Annotated in this window: 12 protein-coding genes and 2 pseudogenes; 7 read left to right on the top strand and 7 right to left on the bottom strand. The window is 49.6% G+C overall.

Annotated features, from left to right (window positions below):
* The first annotated feature begins 314 nt into the window (after nucleotides 1–314).
* Complete coding sequence (locus G5S52_RS05080) at nucleotides 315–2,465, top strand: calcium-binding protein (RefSeq protein ID WP_165012057.1); 2,151 nt, start codon at nucleotides 315–317, stop codon at nucleotides 2,463–2,465.
* Between the two features lie 55 nt (nucleotides 2,466–2,520).
* Here G5S52_RS05080 and G5S52_RS05075 read toward each other — a convergent pair whose 3' ends face one another.
* Both G5S52_RS05075 and G5S52_RS23825 read right to left on the bottom strand, forming a co-directional pair.
* Nucleotides 2,521–3,417 carry a phytanoyl-CoA dioxygenase family protein gene (locus G5S52_RS05075; RefSeq protein ID WP_235956094.1) on the bottom strand — a complete coding sequence of 299 codons (897 nt, stop codon included), beginning with the start codon at nucleotides 3,415–3,417 and terminating at the stop codon, nucleotides 2,521–2,523.
* Nucleotides 3,418–3,425: 8 nt separating this feature from the next.
* Nucleotides 3,426–3,695, bottom strand: a complete 270-nt coding sequence (locus G5S52_RS23825) for a hypothetical protein (protein WP_235956093.1) — start codon at nucleotides 3,693–3,695, stop codon at nucleotides 3,426–3,428.
* A 162-nt stretch (nucleotides 3,696–3,857) separates the two neighbouring features.
* On the opposite strand from G5S52_RS23825, the gene iolB reads away from it, so the two are divergent.
* The 3 genes from iolB (at nucleotide 3,858) to G5S52_RS05060 (ending at nucleotide 6,386) form a co-directional block, all read left to right on the top strand.
* Nucleotides 3,858–4,694: a 5-deoxy-glucuronate isomerase gene (iolB, locus tag G5S52_RS05070; RefSeq protein WP_165012056.1), complete on the top strand. Its 837-nt coding sequence runs from the start codon at nucleotides 3,858–3,860 to the stop codon at nucleotides 4,692–4,694.
* 20 nt (nucleotides 4,695–4,714) lie between these two features.
* Nucleotides 4,715–5,704 (top strand): inositol 2-dehydrogenase, encoded by a 990-nt coding sequence (gene iolG / locus G5S52_RS05065; RefSeq protein ID WP_165012055.1) that lies wholly within the window; start codon nucleotides 4,715–4,717, stop codon nucleotides 5,702–5,704.
* A 115-nt stretch (nucleotides 5,705–5,819) separates the two neighbouring features.
* On the top strand, nucleotides 5,820–6,386 hold the full coding sequence (locus tag G5S52_RS05060) for a DNA-3-methyladenine glycosylase I (RefSeq protein ID WP_165012054.1): 567 nt from the start codon (nucleotides 5,820–5,822) through the stop codon (nucleotides 6,384–6,386).
* Nucleotides 6,387–6,436: 50 nt separating this feature from the next.
* Here the strand turns inward: G5S52_RS05060 and G5S52_RS05055 are convergent.
* Both G5S52_RS05055 and G5S52_RS05050 read right to left on the bottom strand, forming a co-directional pair.
* Nucleotides 6,437–7,347 (bottom strand): annotated as a pseudogene (locus G5S52_RS05055) (DMT family transporter).
* Nucleotides 7,348–7,671: 324 nt separating this feature from the next.
* The gene (locus tag G5S52_RS05050; RefSeq protein WP_165012053.1) at nucleotides 7,672–8,571 is read right to left on the bottom strand and encodes a patatin-like phospholipase family protein; all 900 of its coding nucleotides are present in this window, start codon (nucleotides 8,569–8,571) and stop codon (nucleotides 7,672–7,674) included.
* 313 nt (nucleotides 8,572–8,884) lie between these two features.
* Between G5S52_RS05050 and G5S52_RS23820 the strand changes: the two genes are divergently transcribed.
* Nucleotides 8,885–10,744, top strand: a complete 1,860-nt coding sequence (locus tag G5S52_RS23820; RefSeq protein WP_165012052.1) for a cholesterol oxidase substrate-binding domain-containing protein — start codon at nucleotides 8,885–8,887, stop codon at nucleotides 10,742–10,744.
* A 48-nt stretch (nucleotides 10,745–10,792) separates the two neighbouring features.
* On the opposite strand, the gene G5S52_RS05040 is transcribed toward G5S52_RS23820, so the two are convergent.
* The 3 genes and pseudogenes from G5S52_RS05040 to G5S52_RS05030 all read right to left on the bottom strand — a co-directional run bounded on the left by G5S52_RS05040 (nucleotide 10,793) and on the right by G5S52_RS05030 (nucleotide 13,143).
* Nucleotides 10,793–11,263, bottom strand: coding sequence for a DM13 domain-containing protein (locus G5S52_RS05040; RefSeq protein ID WP_165012051.1), 471 nt, complete (start codon nucleotides 11,261–11,263; stop codon nucleotides 10,793–10,795).
* Between the two features lie 135 nt (nucleotides 11,264–11,398).
* The gene (curA, locus tag G5S52_RS05035; protein ID WP_165012050.1) at nucleotides 11,399–12,439 is read right to left on the bottom strand and encodes an NADPH-dependent curcumin/dihydrocurcumin reductase; all 1,041 of its coding nucleotides are present in this window, start codon (nucleotides 12,437–12,439) and stop codon (nucleotides 11,399–11,401) included.
* Between the two features lie 108 nt (nucleotides 12,440–12,547).
* Nucleotides 12,548–13,143, bottom strand: a pseudogene (locus G5S52_RS05030) (TetR/AcrR family transcriptional regulator).
* A gap of 221 nt (nucleotides 13,144–13,364) precedes the next feature.
* On the opposite strand from G5S52_RS05030, the gene G5S52_RS05025 reads away from it, so the two are divergent.
* Nucleotides 13,365–15,308, top strand: a complete 1,944-nt coding sequence (locus G5S52_RS05025; protein ID WP_165012049.1) for a bifunctional 5-dehydro-2-deoxygluconokinase/5-dehydro-2-deoxyphosphogluconate aldolase — start codon at nucleotides 13,365–13,367, stop codon at nucleotides 15,306–15,308.
* A 10-nt stretch (nucleotides 15,309–15,318) separates the two neighbouring features.
* Nucleotides 15,319–16,209: a myo-inosose-2 dehydratase gene (gene iolE, locus G5S52_RS05020; protein WP_165012048.1), complete on the top strand. Its 891-nt coding sequence runs from the start codon at nucleotides 15,319–15,321 to the stop codon at nucleotides 16,207–16,209.
* Nucleotides 16,210–16,217 lie beyond the last annotated feature (8 nt).

Below are 16,217 nucleotides of genomic sequence, written 5' to 3'. Positions count from 1 at the left end.
AACAAACGACGAAATTGTCTAAGAATCCGGCCTCGTGCCGGATTTTGTTTTTGGTCATACTTAAGTCAGCCCTAATGTATGTCCGTATCTCATACTGTAAATAATCAATCATCAGGAAATAGACTGACTTTTGATTGATCATCCTTCGAAGGAATTGTCTCATTTTGTCTCGTCCGTGAATATTCTCCCTGAAACGCGCGTCCATCCCAGGCTCGATTTTTCGGTGCTTCTATTCTGAAAAACTCTTCCGCACCGGTTTTGCTGTTCAGCCCTATTTGGTCAGTGCGATATAAAAAAGCACAGAGGACAAAGGTATGGCAATTATTAATGGCACTAGCGGTGTCGATACGCTCTATGGCGACATAGAACAAAGCAATAATCTTCTTATCAATGGCGATTTTGAAGCTTGGGGTGATGATTCATCCAACACTTGGGGGCTGTTCGACGACAACCAGGTAGCGGGTTGGTACACACCGGGCACCAACAAAATCGAACTGCAACAGGGTACTTTCGGCGGTACACCGACGAACAGTGTGAGCAACACGGTTTTAGAACTCGACAGTCACACCAACACTTGGGTACAACAGGATGTCGATGTCACCACATTGACTGATTCTGGCGACGCAACACTCAACCTTTCTTTTGATTATGCCAACCGCTATCGCGGCTCGGACACATCAACCAGTCAGTTTGAAGTCAAGGTGTTGGATAACGAGGGCAACCTGCTTTACAGCCAGTTCTTCGATAACACCCAAGCGAATACCAGCTACGTGAACTTTGAAATCGACTTTTCGGTACCTGAAGGAACAACCGGTATTTCGCTGCGTTTTGAAGCCAAGGGTGCATCTGACAGCTATGGCGCATTGATTGACAACGTTGCGCTGACAACGTCTACCGTGGGTGATGTTAATGACACCATCAATGGCTATGAAGGCGATGACTTTATCGATGGCCTGACGGGTAATGACACCCTCTACGGTGGCAACGGCAACGACGAAGTCTACGGCAGCGAAGGCGATGACGTTATCTATGGTAACGATGGCTTTGATGTTAATGGCACCCGTGAACTTCTTATCAACGGCGATTTTGAAGATTACGGTAACAACACCACCAATCACTGGAGCCTGTTGGACGATCATCAGGTTACGGGTTGGTACACACCGGGCAGCAACAAGATTGAGCTTCAGCAAGGCACTTTCGGCGGTACTCCACAGAATGACGTCACCAACACCGTACTGGAACTGGACAGCCACACCAACACTTGGGTGCAGCAGGATGTCGACATCACAGGTCTTGCCGAAAACGGTGATGCCACACTGTCGCTGTCTTTTGATTACGCTAATCGTTACCGCGGTTCTGATACTTCTACCAGTCAGTTTGAAGTGAAAGTTTTCGACCAACAGGGCAATGTCGTTTACTCCCAGTTTTTCGATAACACTCAAGCCAATGATCACTATGTGTCGTTTGCAACTGACGTGACCATCCCACAGGGCATGGATTTCATCAGCATCCGCTTTGAAGGCAAAGGAAAATCAGACACCTATGGTGCGCTGATTGACAATGTCTCCCTCAGACAAACACCAGACAGCGAGGGTGACGATGACATGCTGTTTGGCGGTGATGGTAACGACACTATTTGGGGCGAGCAGGGTGACGATTACATCGAAGGCAACGAAGGTAATGATGACATCCGTGGCGGTACCGGGAATGACACCATTCACGGCGGCGCCGGCAACGATGTGCTCTACGGAAATGCGGGTGATGACATCATCTACGGTGGTGACGGTGATGACCTCCTCAAAGGCGGTAGCGGCAGTGATGAGCTTTATGGTGGTGCAGGCAACGACATTCTGGAGTCTGGTTTCGATGAAGACTACCTCCTTGATGGCGGCACAGGTTTGGATATTTACCGCGGTAGTGAGGGTGATGACATCCTGCTTTTTGACGCAGAAGACTTCTCAGACATCAACTTCATTAACGCCAATGACAATGTTTACCTGGGCGACCGTGGCTTTGACCAGCTGATCATTGAAGGCGATGCCAATGTTGATTTCACTGGCGTCTCATATGGCGTGACCGCGGGTGGGGAAAATCCTATCGCGCAGGTGGAAGCCGCAATCGGTGATGAAGGGGACCAGTCAGTTTCTGTTAGCGCCTTCGCGATTCATGCGCAATCTGATCTTCCTCAGTCAACGACCTTTGTTGACCCAGGTGAGTGGAATGGATTTGTTGCTTATCTGGGCGAAGGCGATGACTCTTTCAACCTGGAGTCTGACGGTTGGGAATACAACGCTGCAGGTACACCATCAGCCACGCTTTCCGCAGAGATGATTTCCATTCTTGGTCTGAGCGGCGCTCAAGTTGGCGAACTGCAAGCATATGTGTTCGACCACGCGGTGCATGACACCATCACGATTTGGACTGATGCAGAAAATGTCTATCAAGACGGTGTAAGCATCATCTAAAGCATTAGCTCTCTAAAAAGCACTGAGCCCGGCAACCGCCGGGCTCAGTGCTTATTTATGCCCGCTGTTTTTCCTTCAACTGAGCGAGAGCAATCTCGAAGGTATCAGCATCCATATTTTCATCCAAAGCTCGGCAGAGTAGGGCTTCCATGGATTCAGGTGCCAGCCCGCCAATCGGGGGATCCGTGTCCAGATTGGTTGGAAAGGCGTAGCCATCTGCGGCGGCTGTGGCGATGGCGGCTTTTTCAGCCGACGACAGTGAGCCTTCTTGCCAGCGTGATTGAAGAGCGGGATAGAGCTTTCGACAAATTGCCGCAGAGTCGACGGTCTCCATCGGTTTAGCGAAAACCGACGATATTTGCAGCAGGTTAGCGCTTCGATGGAAATCATCCGTCACATTTGCGCCGGCTGCGTGGAACAGCGCCGGGTTGAAAAACACTGCATCGCCTTTTTCCAAGGGGACCTGAATGTAGTGAGATTCAAAAAAGTCCTGAAACGCTTTCTGGTGGTATGCAATGTATCCAAGCGGGTATTGCTGTGAGAAAGGCAATAGCTTGGTTGGGCCGCTTTCGAGAGGCATATCGGTATGCGCGACTGCACCTTGCAACGTCAGCATCGCCGACATCTGCTGAGCATGAAGCGGGTAACGAACTGTTTCTTCCGGCACCTGAAAGCCTAGATGGTAATCACGGTGCGAAACCTGTGCTTCACCGCCAGGGCGGACAATATTGACTTGCGCAGTCACCTGATAATGCGGGCCCAACCAGGCTTCACTGACACAAGTTAATAGCGGGTTTTTGTAGTAATCCACGAAGGTTTCCGGGTCAGCTTCGGCACTTTTCTGGAACACATTCCAGATGCGTCCATTAGCTTGCGGACCTGTTTTTCCAAAGTGGTCTCCTGCGCCAAATCCCCTCTCTGCTTCAAGGATTTTTTCGAACACTTTGCTCATTTCATCAATCACGGCAGTGTTGTCGTAGAAACGTTTATGGCAATCACACCTGGTCCGTATTGCAGTGCGTGGGCGATTTCGTCCTGAAAGGCACCTACGTTGTTACTGGCAGAGCGAATGGCATCACCATCGAAAACCACCACATTATGGATGACATCAGCGGCAAGCGGATAGTCAGCCTTGTTAACCTTTTGCGAAGCGCAAATTTTTGCGAAGGCTTCAATATCGCAGTTTGCTTTGCTGAAAAACGACAGGCGGGGAGGGGATTGCAAGTCCATAGCGTGACCTCTTTGGCTGATTCGTGTCATGACATTTATTGTTTCACTATAGCGCTAAAAATGAAATATAGATTTCACTTTGTTGAGAATTGAAAAATATGTTCTATTATTGGCAGACTAGATCTTCAAAGAATCAACGATCAGTCACGACAAGGAGCCGTTATGTCTGACCTGCTTTCCAAGCGAAACCTGCCCGACGAAAAAGGGCGCTACCAGAACATCACCCCCGCCTCTGCAGGCTGGAAATACGTAGGCTTTCAGGCTTACCAACTCGAACCTAATCAAACGCTCACTTTTAAAGCCAGCAGCGATGAAGAGATTTGTCTGGTGCTGGTGGGCGGCAAGGCCACTGCTACGCTGGCGGGCGGATCACTGGGGGAGATTGGCGACCGTTCAGGGCCGTTTGAAAAGAAAAAACCGTACTCGCTGTATATCACTGCGGGTGACGCTGCTGAACTGACTGCCACCACGGATGTTGAGCTTGCAGTATGTCGCGCTCCGGGCAAAGGCACCTTTCCTTCTCGCCTTATCAGTCCTGAACAAGTTGGCGCAGAAGCGAGAGGAAACGGCAATAACAAACGCTATGTACACAACATTCTCCCAGACAACGAGAACGCAGACAGCCTGCTGGTGGTGGAAGTCTATACTGACGAAGGCTGCACCAGCTCATACCCCAGCCACAAACATGACAGGGACGCACCGCCGGAAGAAACACACCTTGAGGAAACCTATTACCACAGACTGAATCCGTCTCAGGGCTTCTGCATTCAGCGGGTTTATACCGATGAGCGTGACCTCGATGAATGCATGGCTGTTTACGACGGCGATGTGGTCATGGTTCCCCGCGGCTACCACCCTGTGGCGACCATAGCGGGTTATGACAGCTATTACTTGAATGTGATGGCGGGGCCAGTAAGAAAATGGTTGTTCACCTGGGAAGAAGACCATGCGTGGGTGAACAGTCCGGAATATGCCAACAAACACAACAATCAAAAATAGCAGTAGCAAAAGGAGAGGCCATGTTTAATATCGCGTTATTCGGCTGTGGGCGGATAGGGAAAGTCCACGCAGTGAATATAGACGCTCACCCGCTGACTCAGATCAAAGCGGTGATAGACCCTTATCATGAAGGCGCTGCCAAACTCGCAGATGAATATGATGCCGAGGTGATGACGACCGAAGAAGCCATGGCAGATCCGGATATTCATGCCGTGGTGATTTGTTCCGCGACAGATACCCATGCGGATTTGATTGAGCAAGCTGCGCGAGCGGGCAAAGCGATTTTCTGTGAAAAGCCAATCGACCTGAGCTTGGAGCGAGTCAGAGGATGCCTGAATGTCGTGAATGAAAATAATGCCAAGTTACTCGTTGGTTTTAACCGTCGCTACGACCCTCAATTCCGTACCCTGAAAGATTTGTTTGAATCCGGCGCAATTGGTAAAGCCGAAACCTTGGTGATCACGTCCCGCGACCCATCGCCACCACCTGCTGAATACGTGAAAGTATCCGGCGGCATTTTCCGCGACATGTCGATTCATGATTTGGATATGGCACGTTTCATCATGGGTGAAGATCCGGTTTCAGTATCAGCGCACGGCTCATGCTTGGTAGACCCTGCGATTGGTGAAGCTGGCGATATCGACAGTGCTGTTGTGGTCATGCATTTCGAATCCGGTGCGATGGCGACCATCATCAACAGCCGTCGTTCTGGCTATGGCTACGATCAACGTATCGAACTGCATGGCAGCAAAGGCATGTTAAAAGCTGGCAATGTCCGCGAGCATCAGGTTGAACATTGGGGCGATGAAAGCTGTGCTGCGGCTAAGCCTCAGTACTTCTTCCTGGAAAGGTACAAAGAGGCTTACATTGCCGAGTGGCAGCATTTTGTTGATGTATTGGAAGGCAAAGCAGAGCCGCAATGTACTGGCGTGGATGGTGAATTGGCGCTGTACCTCGCGGAGTGCGCACTGGAATCGCTGGAAATGCACCAAACGGTGAAAGTGAATTAATCCCCCTGAAAAGAGAGGGCGTAGTCTCATGATTGCGTCCTCTTTTTTTTGCGCGAATCGCAATTTGTATGTATAAATATACAGTATTGGTATTCACACAAAATACGGGGAAGACATGGAACGTTGCAGCTGGGCGAATGTAAGCGAACTGGATCAGAAATATCACGACGAAGAGTGGGGTGTGCCTGTTCATGATGATCAGCAACTGTTCGAAATGCTGATTTTGGAAGGCGCGCAAGCAGGATTAAGTTGGACCACCATTCTCAAAAAGCGTGAAGGTTACCGTGAAGCCTTTGATAAATTCCACATCGAAACCGTAGCAGCTTATGACGAAAAGAAAATCGCCGAGCTGTTGGAAAACCCAGCTATCGTCCGTAACAAACTCAAAGTGAATGGCACTGTGATTAACGCCAAGTTGGTGTTGGAAATCCAGAAAGAGTTTGGCAGTTTCAATGAGTACATCTGGCAGTTTGTGGGTGGGAAACCCATCATCAATCATTGGGAAACCTTAGCCGATGTCCCAACGTCCACACCTGAATCTGACGCCATGAGTAAGACGCTGAAAAAGAAAGGCTTTAAATTTGTGGGTACCACGATTTGCTATGCCTACATGCAAGCGACAGGTATGGTCAACGATCACCTGACAAGCTGTTTCCGCTATGGGGTGGATGTCGGCGAATAAGATCGATAAAAAACAAATGAAAAGCTGGCATCTCTGCCAGCTTTTCTGTTTTAGCTCTTCTTGTTGATCCTCACCACCGCATAAACTACCAGAATCATCCCTAGGCCGTGCCAGATGGTGAATGCTTCATCAAGCAGAGTAATTGCAAAATTGCGGTCACTGCGGGGCCAATATTGCTGGTCAGGCTCAGCACAGAAGGGGTTAACCTTGCCATGGCCGCAGCGACAAAGTACGAAGGCAACACCGTACAGAAAAAACCCAGCACGACGCCCAGCGCAATAAGCTCATTCGACATATCACTGAATTGCGCCCCTTTTACCTGATACTGAGCCATGATCACCAGACCCGCACTGCCCATACCAATACTGGTGAAAAGTTGGGAACCCATCTGGCCAATCACTTTTTTGCTCAACACCAGATAAACAGCAAAGGCCAAGGCTGCTGCAATGGCCATCACACTGCCAAGCCAAACCTGTGAACCAAATGAGCTGAAATCATGCAGCACAATCATGGCAACGCCGACATAACCAATGGCAATGGAGAGAAACGTGCCTTTTCGCGGTGTTTCTTTCATAAAGACCCAGCTGATGATCACCACAAAGGATGGAAACAGGAAGATCAACAAGCGTTCCAATTGAGCTGAAATAAACTCCAGCGCCATGATGTCCAGCAATGCTGCGAAGTAGTAGCCAAGTACACCGACAAGTGCAGCTTTCCAGCCAAATTGTCGAACTTTGCAGCGTTCACTGGCATTACGGCATAGCCAGAGCAGGATGAGGAAGTAAATTGGAAGGGAAGACGCCGCACGAAGACTCATGATTGTAGTGGCATCACCACCCATTGTGTACGCGAGCTTGATAAGCACAGGCTTGATAGAGAAAAGCACCGTGCCAATTAAGGCGTAAATGATACCGGTTCGGTAATCGGAGGAGTCTTGCGTACTGACAGACGCGTCATTCATTGTTCACTTCCTTGATATGGGTTTGTTGTTTTAATCAAGGCTGTGAGAGGGCGACATCCGGCTGTTCTACTCACAGCCGGAAACGAGTCACTCTACCGACTGAAGGGCATAAGAAGAAGTAGCCAGAGTGGTAGAGATTGGAAAACCATAAGTGACTCTTTTTGGTGATGAATTTTTAAACTACAGAAATAGAGACGAGTGGGCAAGGGAATTTTTGGATTGGTTTTGAATGCAGAGTGAACAAATTCTCCCGATTGGGTCGCAAACTAGAAATGCCAATCCGCTGAGTCTATACGAAGGCGTGATACGTTCCCGTATGCGAATTCAAGCCACCAAATCCCGAACCTTTCTCGTAGCCCCTTCTTCCAAAACCTGCTGCTTTAGCACGTCTTTGTACAGATTAAACATGTACGCCTGACCCGCACGAATACCCATGCCATAGCCTTCATCGAGCTTGGATTTCTTCATGGTAAAGCGACCAACCGGGAAGGTGTCTGGTGGTGCAATCACATTCACCACGCAATCCTTTGGCGGATTCTTAATAAACGCCAGCGAGGCGTTATAACGCTCGGCACGTTTACGCATCGCATCTGCAACGTGAGGGTATTTCTTCAGCAGTTGATCCATCAGCTTTGGCATTTTCATCGGAGACATTTCATAGTCGCCAGGCTGTGACAGGATAACCGTGATTTCTCGCGCGCCGCGTCGATAGGCTTCTGCAACCGGAATGGAATCCGCAACGCCGCCATCCGTGTAGCAACCACCAGAGAAACACGGCGTCGGGCGATAAGCGATCGGCAGGGCAGTGGTTGCTTCAATCACTTTGGACATATTGTCTGGGTTCACCCAGTAATAGTCCGCATCACCAGTATCAACATTGGTCACGGCTGCCAGCAAAGGAATATTGTCGAATAGAGTATTTGTGTCGAGAGGGAAGCGGCGCAGAGATTCCTGTTCCAGCCACTGAACGTCAACCAGATTACCGCCACGAACAAAACGTGCAGGATTAAAGAAAGCATCATCAGTCGCTAGACCAGTGATCACCTGATAGCTGCGGTTTGGCTGCTGAGCAAGATAACCCAGCAGGTTAGAGGCACCAGCAGACACGCCAATGGCGAAATCAAAAGGATTAAAATTGACGTCCAAAAACGCATCTAACACACCGCTCGCGAAAATACCGCGCATAGCTCCACCTTCAACGACCAGTGCTTTCTTACCTGACATGTTTCTTATCTCTCACTCTGTAGCTATTGGCGTCAGGTTAAGGTTTTTCATCTGCTAGCTGAAATCGTTAGTGACTATCTTATCGATAGCTGCGGCTTATCATTATGCTTGTATACGCATTAGCGTGTTTCCGCTCCTTTTGTTGCCTTTGTGGGAATTTGTATTTCTCTAATCGTTTTAAACAATGAAGTGTGATCTGATGCTGTTACCAAACTCTCTTGAGTTAGGTCATTGCTGGGCCTGTCTGCAAAATAAGGCAGTCAAGTAATGCTTTTTTAAACAAAGGTGTGTTTTTAGACTCAAGGGAAAAGGTATGTCATTTAATAACGAACGAAGAAGATTCCTCAAGAATAGCCAAGGGCTGTTATTTACTTCAGTGGCGATCTCATCGCTGCCTATGCCGTTTCTGCTTTCGGGTTGTCAGAGCGAGTTTTACTACATCACGTATGAAAACTGGTCTCAGGACATCAAAGTGAAAAGCGTGATGGCAGCCAGTGCGAAAGCGAAAGAAGATTTAGAGCGGGTTGCTGAGTGGGCGCTGGAAAACGGCTATGCGGTCAAAGCCTTCGGCTCCATGCATAACTGGTCGCCGCTGATCATCTCTGAAACGGAACCGAAAGACAAAATCCTGTTGTTGGATGTGTCCGCGTTCAATCATTTGGAGATGGTGGAATCCCATCAGGATTATGGCGTGGTGAGAGCGGGAAGCGGCGTGCAGGCTGAAAACCTCTACGCCTTTATTGAAGCGCAAGCGGGCGGTAACCCTGACATTCCTGGCTACGCCTTTTCAAACACGCCTGCGCCGGGGAATCTTTCGTTGGCGGGCATGCTCTCGATTGGTGGTCACGGCACTAAAGTGAGTTACAACGGCTCTGACGAGAATGAAACGCTCAATGGCAGCATCAGCAACAATGTACTCTCAGTGACAGCGTTAGTTTGGAACGGCTCTAAATATGCGCTTCGTACTTTTACCCGTGACGAGGAAGATGGGGATCTGTTCCTCACGGCATTAGGTGCGACCCTGATTTTTGAAGTAACCATGTTGGTGCTGCCGAATTATAACCTGCGTTGCCAGAGCTTCACTGATATTCACTATGCAGAACTGTTTGCTGCGACTCAGGAAGAAAGCACTTTCTCCATCGCGAATATTTTGGATACCGCCGGAAGGATGGAAGTGATCTGGTTCCCTTACAGTCAAAAACCTTGGCTGAAAGTATGGTCGAATGAAGCAGCGCAACCTGCGGGTTCCCGTGCTGTTTCTGGTCCTTACAATTACCCGTTCAGTGACAATATTCCGCTGTTCGTTTCAGACATCATTAAAGGCATTCTGGTTGCCAAACCTTTCCTTGTTCCTGCTTTTGGCATCTTGCAGTCTGTCACGACCACCTTGGCGCTAAAAGGTGGAGCAAACCGAGAGAATTTGCAAAATCAGGTGGTTGGCTCGGCTACCTCACGAAGCCTGAATTCAGGCGAAACTATTACTCAGGAAGAGTTTGATGAGTTACTGCCTTACATTGAGGCGGTGGAAGAAACCCAACCGGATGCCACGGCCAGAAGCCTGTTTGCACAAAGCTATGATATTTGGGGGCCTGCGTGGAAGACCTTGGTGTATGTGCGTAACACCACGCTGCGCGTGACAGCCAACGGGTATGCGGTGCACCTTAACCGCAACGATGTGCAAGGTTTCCTGCATGACTTTGCCAATGTGTATTTGCGCATTCAGGCAGAATATGCGGCGAGAAAACAGTTCCCAATGGCAGGGCCAATGGAGATTCGCGTCACGGGAACAGATCGCACTGAGGGCCTGAATATTCCTGGCGCAAAGCCACCAGCTTTCTCAGCAACAACATCCACAAACGATGCGGCGTTGGATACTGTGGTATGGGTCGATCTGCTGACATTTGCGGATATGCCGGGAGCAGGGGCGTTCTATCAGGAAGTAGAGGAGTGGTTATACCAACAACTACCCGCTGAGCAGGTTCGCGTGGAGTGGTCAAAAGGATGGGGATACAACGCACAAGGCGCTTGGCAAAACGATGCCTTTATTTCCAACGTTTTGCCGACCACATTTAACACCGCAACCCGAAGCTATGATGAAACGGTGAGCAAACTGAGAAGCTACGATCCTCATTACTTGTTTGCCTCTTCGTTTATCAGAAAACTGGTGCCATAAACGGAAAAAGGCGAAGCACTCTGCTTCGCCTTTTCTTCTTTCAGTCTGTTACTTATAACGCGCTGCGGTAATAAACTCGCCAAAAGATTCACACCAAACAATCACGGTATTGAATTGCGATGGGTCGACATCACTAGGGACTTCTACCAAGAAATTCTGGAAGGTTTTTACATCGCCCACGTGTTGCATTTGTGGCTTCAAGCGGTTGAAGTCGGCTTCTGTTTCAACAAACTCAGGTGAAAGATAGAGTTTATAGTCTGGGCCTGGCGCGAGTTCTCCCATTAGCGAAATACTTTCCGGGCCAATAGACACTTTGCCTTCACCCCAATGGAAGGTGTCGCTGTCTTTCAGATCTTTACGGAATTCACCAGAGTAATTGGCTTTAGACGCGGTTGATTCGATCACTTCAACAGAAGGGCCTTCCGGCGCGATAAGAATGGGTAGTGCGTATATGCCAGCCGCAAAACCGATGGCGATGGCAAAGCCATGAGTGAAAAGTAAAACGATCCAGTTTTTCATTGCATCCCCTGCGTGAAATTCTTTCTTAAATACAGTGTAACCTAACACGTTGCTTTAGCAGGTGAAGTGACAAAAAGCCCGCCGGGCGAAAACCGGGCGGGCTTTTTCAATTTCTTCTCAATTGTGGAGCGGGAATTAGAGAGCGATTGGCTCGGCGATTTTCACCACTAATTTGCCGAAGTTTTTTCCTTCCAGCAGACCCATAAATGCTTCTGGTGCAGCTTCCAAACCGTCAACGATTTGTTCTTTGTACTGCATTTTGCCTTCCATCAGCCATTTGCCCATGTCGGCTGCAAACTCGTCGTAGCGGTGACTGTAATCATCAAAGATGATGAAGCCTTGCATCTTGATGCGCTTGATCAGCAAGGTCGCCATCAGCAGAGACATACGGTCTGGCCCTTCTGGCAGTGCGGTCGCATTGTATTGAGAAATCAAACCACATACTGGAATGCGCGCGCCGGTGTTGAGCAATGGCATGACGGCGTCGAACACTTTGCCACCGACGTTTTCATAGTAAACGTCGATGCCTTTGTCACAGGCCGCTGCCAGTTGTTCTGCGAAGTCTTCCGCTTTGTGATCGATACAAACATCGAAGCCCAGCACTTCAACCGCGTGGCGACACTTCTCTTCGCCGCCTGCGATGCCGACGACTTTGCAGCCTTTCAGTTTGCCGATTTGACCCACTGTCGCACCAACAGGGCCAGTCGCGGCTGCGACAACCAGGGTATCGCCTTCTTTCGGCTGACCGATATCCAAAAGACCCATATAAGCGGTAAAGCCCGGCATACCCATGATACCCAGTGCGAATGAAGGGTGAGAAGGGGATTTGCCCAGTTTCAGCAGACCTTCGCCGTCAGATACAGCGTAAGACTGCCAACCTGTGTATGCCAGCACCCATTCACCCTTTTCAAAGTTTGGATTCAGTGAGTCTTCTACCTGACAAACTGTGGCACCGACCATCACATCATCAAGCTCAACGGGATCAGCGTAAGACTTGGCATCGCTCATGCGGCCACGCATGTAAGGGTCGAGTGAAAGGTAAATGGTGCGAAGCAGCAGTTCGCCATCTTTCAGGGCTGGAACCTCCTGAGATTCCAAACGGAAGTTATCAGTAACAGGCGCGCCTACTGGGCGTGAAGCTAGAACGATTCGGTTGTTTTCCAACGAAACTGACATGTGCTGATTCCCTTTACGTTATGACCACTAGACCAGTCGTCTAGTAATTGAGTAAAAAAATCCGCCAAGTGCAATTGGCGGTTTTATTGGCGCGGCTGCGCCGTTTGATTAAAAAGCGTGTTGTCCTTTGAGCAAGCGCTCTGTGCTTTCCAGCGCCTGTTTCATCGGCTCTACATTTTGGTTGAGCTTGCTCATAAGGCTTGCACCAATCCAAAGTTGATAAAGCTGACTGGCGGTTTTTTCGGCGTTACTGACCTGAATCGAACCATCTTCAATGCCAATCTGAACGCAATCAGCAAGCATAGTGACAATACGGTTTGCGCCATTCAGTAATGAAATACGCATAGATTCAGACAGGTCAGACACTTCTGCACTCAGCTTCACCACCAGACAACGCTGACTGCCACACATGCCGTCATTCACTTCAATCCATTTCATCCAGTAACCCATAAGCTTCTCAAAGCCATTGAGACCAGGGTTACTGAAATGCGCATCCAGTTTGGCCTGATATTGAGAGAAGTACTCTTCTATCAAGCTTCGCCGAATTGTTCTTTGGATTTGAAATAGTGATAGAAGGAGCCTTTCGGCACCCCGGCATGATTAAGCAGTTGCGCCAGACCGACGTTCGAAAAGCCTTTTTCAACAATGAGTTGGTAGCCGACGTCGAGAATTTGCTGGCGGGTAGATTGGGTTTCTGTGTTCATGGTGAAACAGATTAACGGAAATTAGACCAGTCGTCTAGTGATGATCTTAGGGATGATCCAACCAGTGAGATAACACATGAAATGTTTGTTTCATTGGTTGCGATCTGACCGTTTCGATCTTAGTATAAAATGAAACGTACATTTCATAATGCGGTTAGATGAAGTGTATTTTTCAGGTTCAGCCACACTGAACAGGATGGGAAATCTGACAGGAGTCGGGAATGACGACGGTAGAAAAAACATTGGACGTGATTTGCCTTGGGCGAGTCGCCGTTGATTTGTATGGAGAGCAGGTCGGTTCGCGCCTAGAAGATATGCGAACCTTTGCCAAATATCTGGGTGGATCGTCGGGCAACGTTGCTCACGGTACCGCAAGGCAGGGGTTGAAATCCGGCATGCTGGCACGTGTTGGTGATGAGCACATGGGACGCTTTGTGACCGAGGAATTGGAGCGTGTCGGCGTCGATACCAGCAATATCATCATCGATAAAGAAAGGCTGACGGCACTGGTGCTGCTTGGCATCAAAGATGAAGACACCTTTCCGCTAATTTTTTACCGCGATAATTGTGCAGACAAAGCCATCACCCCAGAAGACATTAATGAAGAGTACATAGCTTCAGCCAAATGTTTGGCGATCACGGGCACCCATCTTTCCAATCCAAGCTCCCGTGAAGCGGTAATCACTGCACTGAATTACGCACGCAAACATGGCGTTCGTACAGCCTTGGATGTGGATTACCGCCCGGTACTTTGGGGCCTGACCTCGCTCGGAGATGGTGAAACCCGCTACATCGAATCAGATGACGTTACCCGCCAGCTTCAGGAAGTCTTGGGTCTGTTTGACCTGATTGTCGGCACCGAAGAAGAGTTTCACATTGCAGGTGGCTCGGAAGATTCCGTCGAAGCGCTGAAATCTGTCCGCACCTTTACCGATGCGACCTTGGTGTGCAAACGTGGCCCGCTGGGGTGCAGCGTATTTACCGACGAAATCGGCAGTGTGCTGGATGACGGTATCACGGTGAAAGGCGTGCGTGTGGAAGTGCTGAATGTACTCGGGGCGGGTGATGCCTTTATGTCGGGATTGCTTCGCGGCTACCTAAATGATGAATCCTGGGAGCAATGTTGCCGCTATGCGAACGCCTGTGGCGCGCTGGTGGTTTCCCGTCACGGTTGTTCTCCTGCCATGCCCACCAAAGAAGAATTGGATTATTACCTTCAACATGAGCATGAAATCCCACGTCCAGACAGGGATGGGATGCTGAACCACCTTCACCGAGTGACCACCCGCGAGCTGGCTTGGAGCGACTTGTGTGTGCTGGCCTTCGACCACCGCTCCCAGTTTGTCGAAATGGCTCAGGAAGCGGGAATCGATGTTGCGCATATCCCTTATCTCAAAAAACTTATCTGGCAAGCAGCTCAGGAAGTGGCGCAGGAATCTGGCCTGAAGGGAAAAGCGGGGATTCTGTGCGACTCTACCTTTGGCATGGAAGTGCTGAATGCTGCAACAGGGTTTGGCAATCATGTCAGTGAGCGCTGGTGGGTAGGACGACCTATCGAGCTGCCGGGCTCTCGTCCTTTACGCCTTGAACACGGCAACATCGGTAGCCAATTGGCGAGCTGGCCGAAGGAACAAGTCGTGAAATGTTTGATGTTCTACCATCCTGATGACGCCCGGGAATTGCAACTTGAGCAGGAAAATACGCTTCGTGAAGTCTATGAAGCTTGCTGCGCGACGGGGAACGAGTTGTTGGTGGAAGTGATTTTGCCGAAAGATATGGAAGTTGGCTCCGCAGATGAAGCAGATTCTCTCTATCTTCGCGCCATGACACGTCTTTACAACCTCAGCATTAAACCGGATTGGTGGAAACTGCCACCACTGACCAAGCAAGGCTGGCAAGCGGTAGATGAACTGATTGAACAACGCGATACGCATTGTCGTGGCGTGGTGCTGTTGGGATTGGATGCGCCGGCCGATGAGCTGAAAGCGGGTTTTTCTGCTTCGTCAGTTTCGAAAACCGTGAGGGGTTTTGCTGTCGGCCGCACCATCTTTGGTGAGCCAAGCCGTCAGTGGATGCACGGCGAGCTGGATAACCAAGGTTTAGTTGCTGCCGTGAAGGCGAATTATCTCGGGTTGATTGAAACCTGGCGTCAACGCGGAGAGTAAGGAGACGATCATGGCTGTTGAATTAGGGATAAACCCACTGACGTGGACGAATGATGACTTGCCCTCTCTGGGCGCTGAAACGCCGTTAGAGGTATGCCTTTCCGAAGGCAGACAGGCCGGCTTTACAGGGTTTGAGTTGGGAAACAAATTTCCGCGTAACCCTGATGTGTTGGGCCCAATTCTGGCGAAGCAGGATCTAAAGCTGGTATCTGGCTGGTATTCAGGTGAACTGCTGAGCCGAAGTGTTGAGCAGGAGATTGAAGCGATGCAATCGCACCTGAACTTGCTGAAAGCGCTCGGTGCGAAGGTCATGGTGTTTGCGGAAGTGACAGGTTGTGTTCATGGAAATCAAAACATGCCTGTCGAGAGGCGTCCGGCGTTTCCTAAACAGCGCTGGCAGGAATACGGACAAAAACTGACGGAACTGGCGAAGTACACCCAATCCCACGGGGTACAGATCGCTTATCACCACCATATGGGCACCGTGATTGAAAGCGAAGCGGATGTGGATCGTTTGATGGCGGAAACGGGCCCGGAAGTGGGTTTGCTGCTGGATACCGGTCATCTGCATTTTGCCGGTGGCGATCCGATTGCTGTCTCCAAGCGTCACGCCGACAGAATTAATCACGTGCATTGTAAAGACATTCGCCAATCAGTTCTGGACGATGCCAAAAACCGCAGGCTCAGCTTTTTAGATGCCGTATTAAATGGCGTGTTCACCGTACCGGGCGATGGTTGTATTGACTATGCGGCGGTGATGGATGTGCTGAAACAGGCAAATTACTCAGGATGGTTAGTGGTAGAAGCAGAGCAAGATCCTTCGATTGCGCACCCACTGACATACGCAACACTCGGATATAACAATTTGGCGTCCTTTGCGCGAAATGCCGGATTGATGTGATTGAGACA

The sequence above is a fragment of the Grimontia sedimenti genome, assembly GCF_011045095.1.
GTDB lineage: Bacteria > Pseudomonadota > Gammaproteobacteria > Enterobacterales > Vibrionaceae > Enterovibrio > Enterovibrio sedimenti.
The sequence above is the reverse complement of the archived record's forward strand: the minus strand, read 5'-3'. Positions and strand labels throughout refer to the sequence as shown.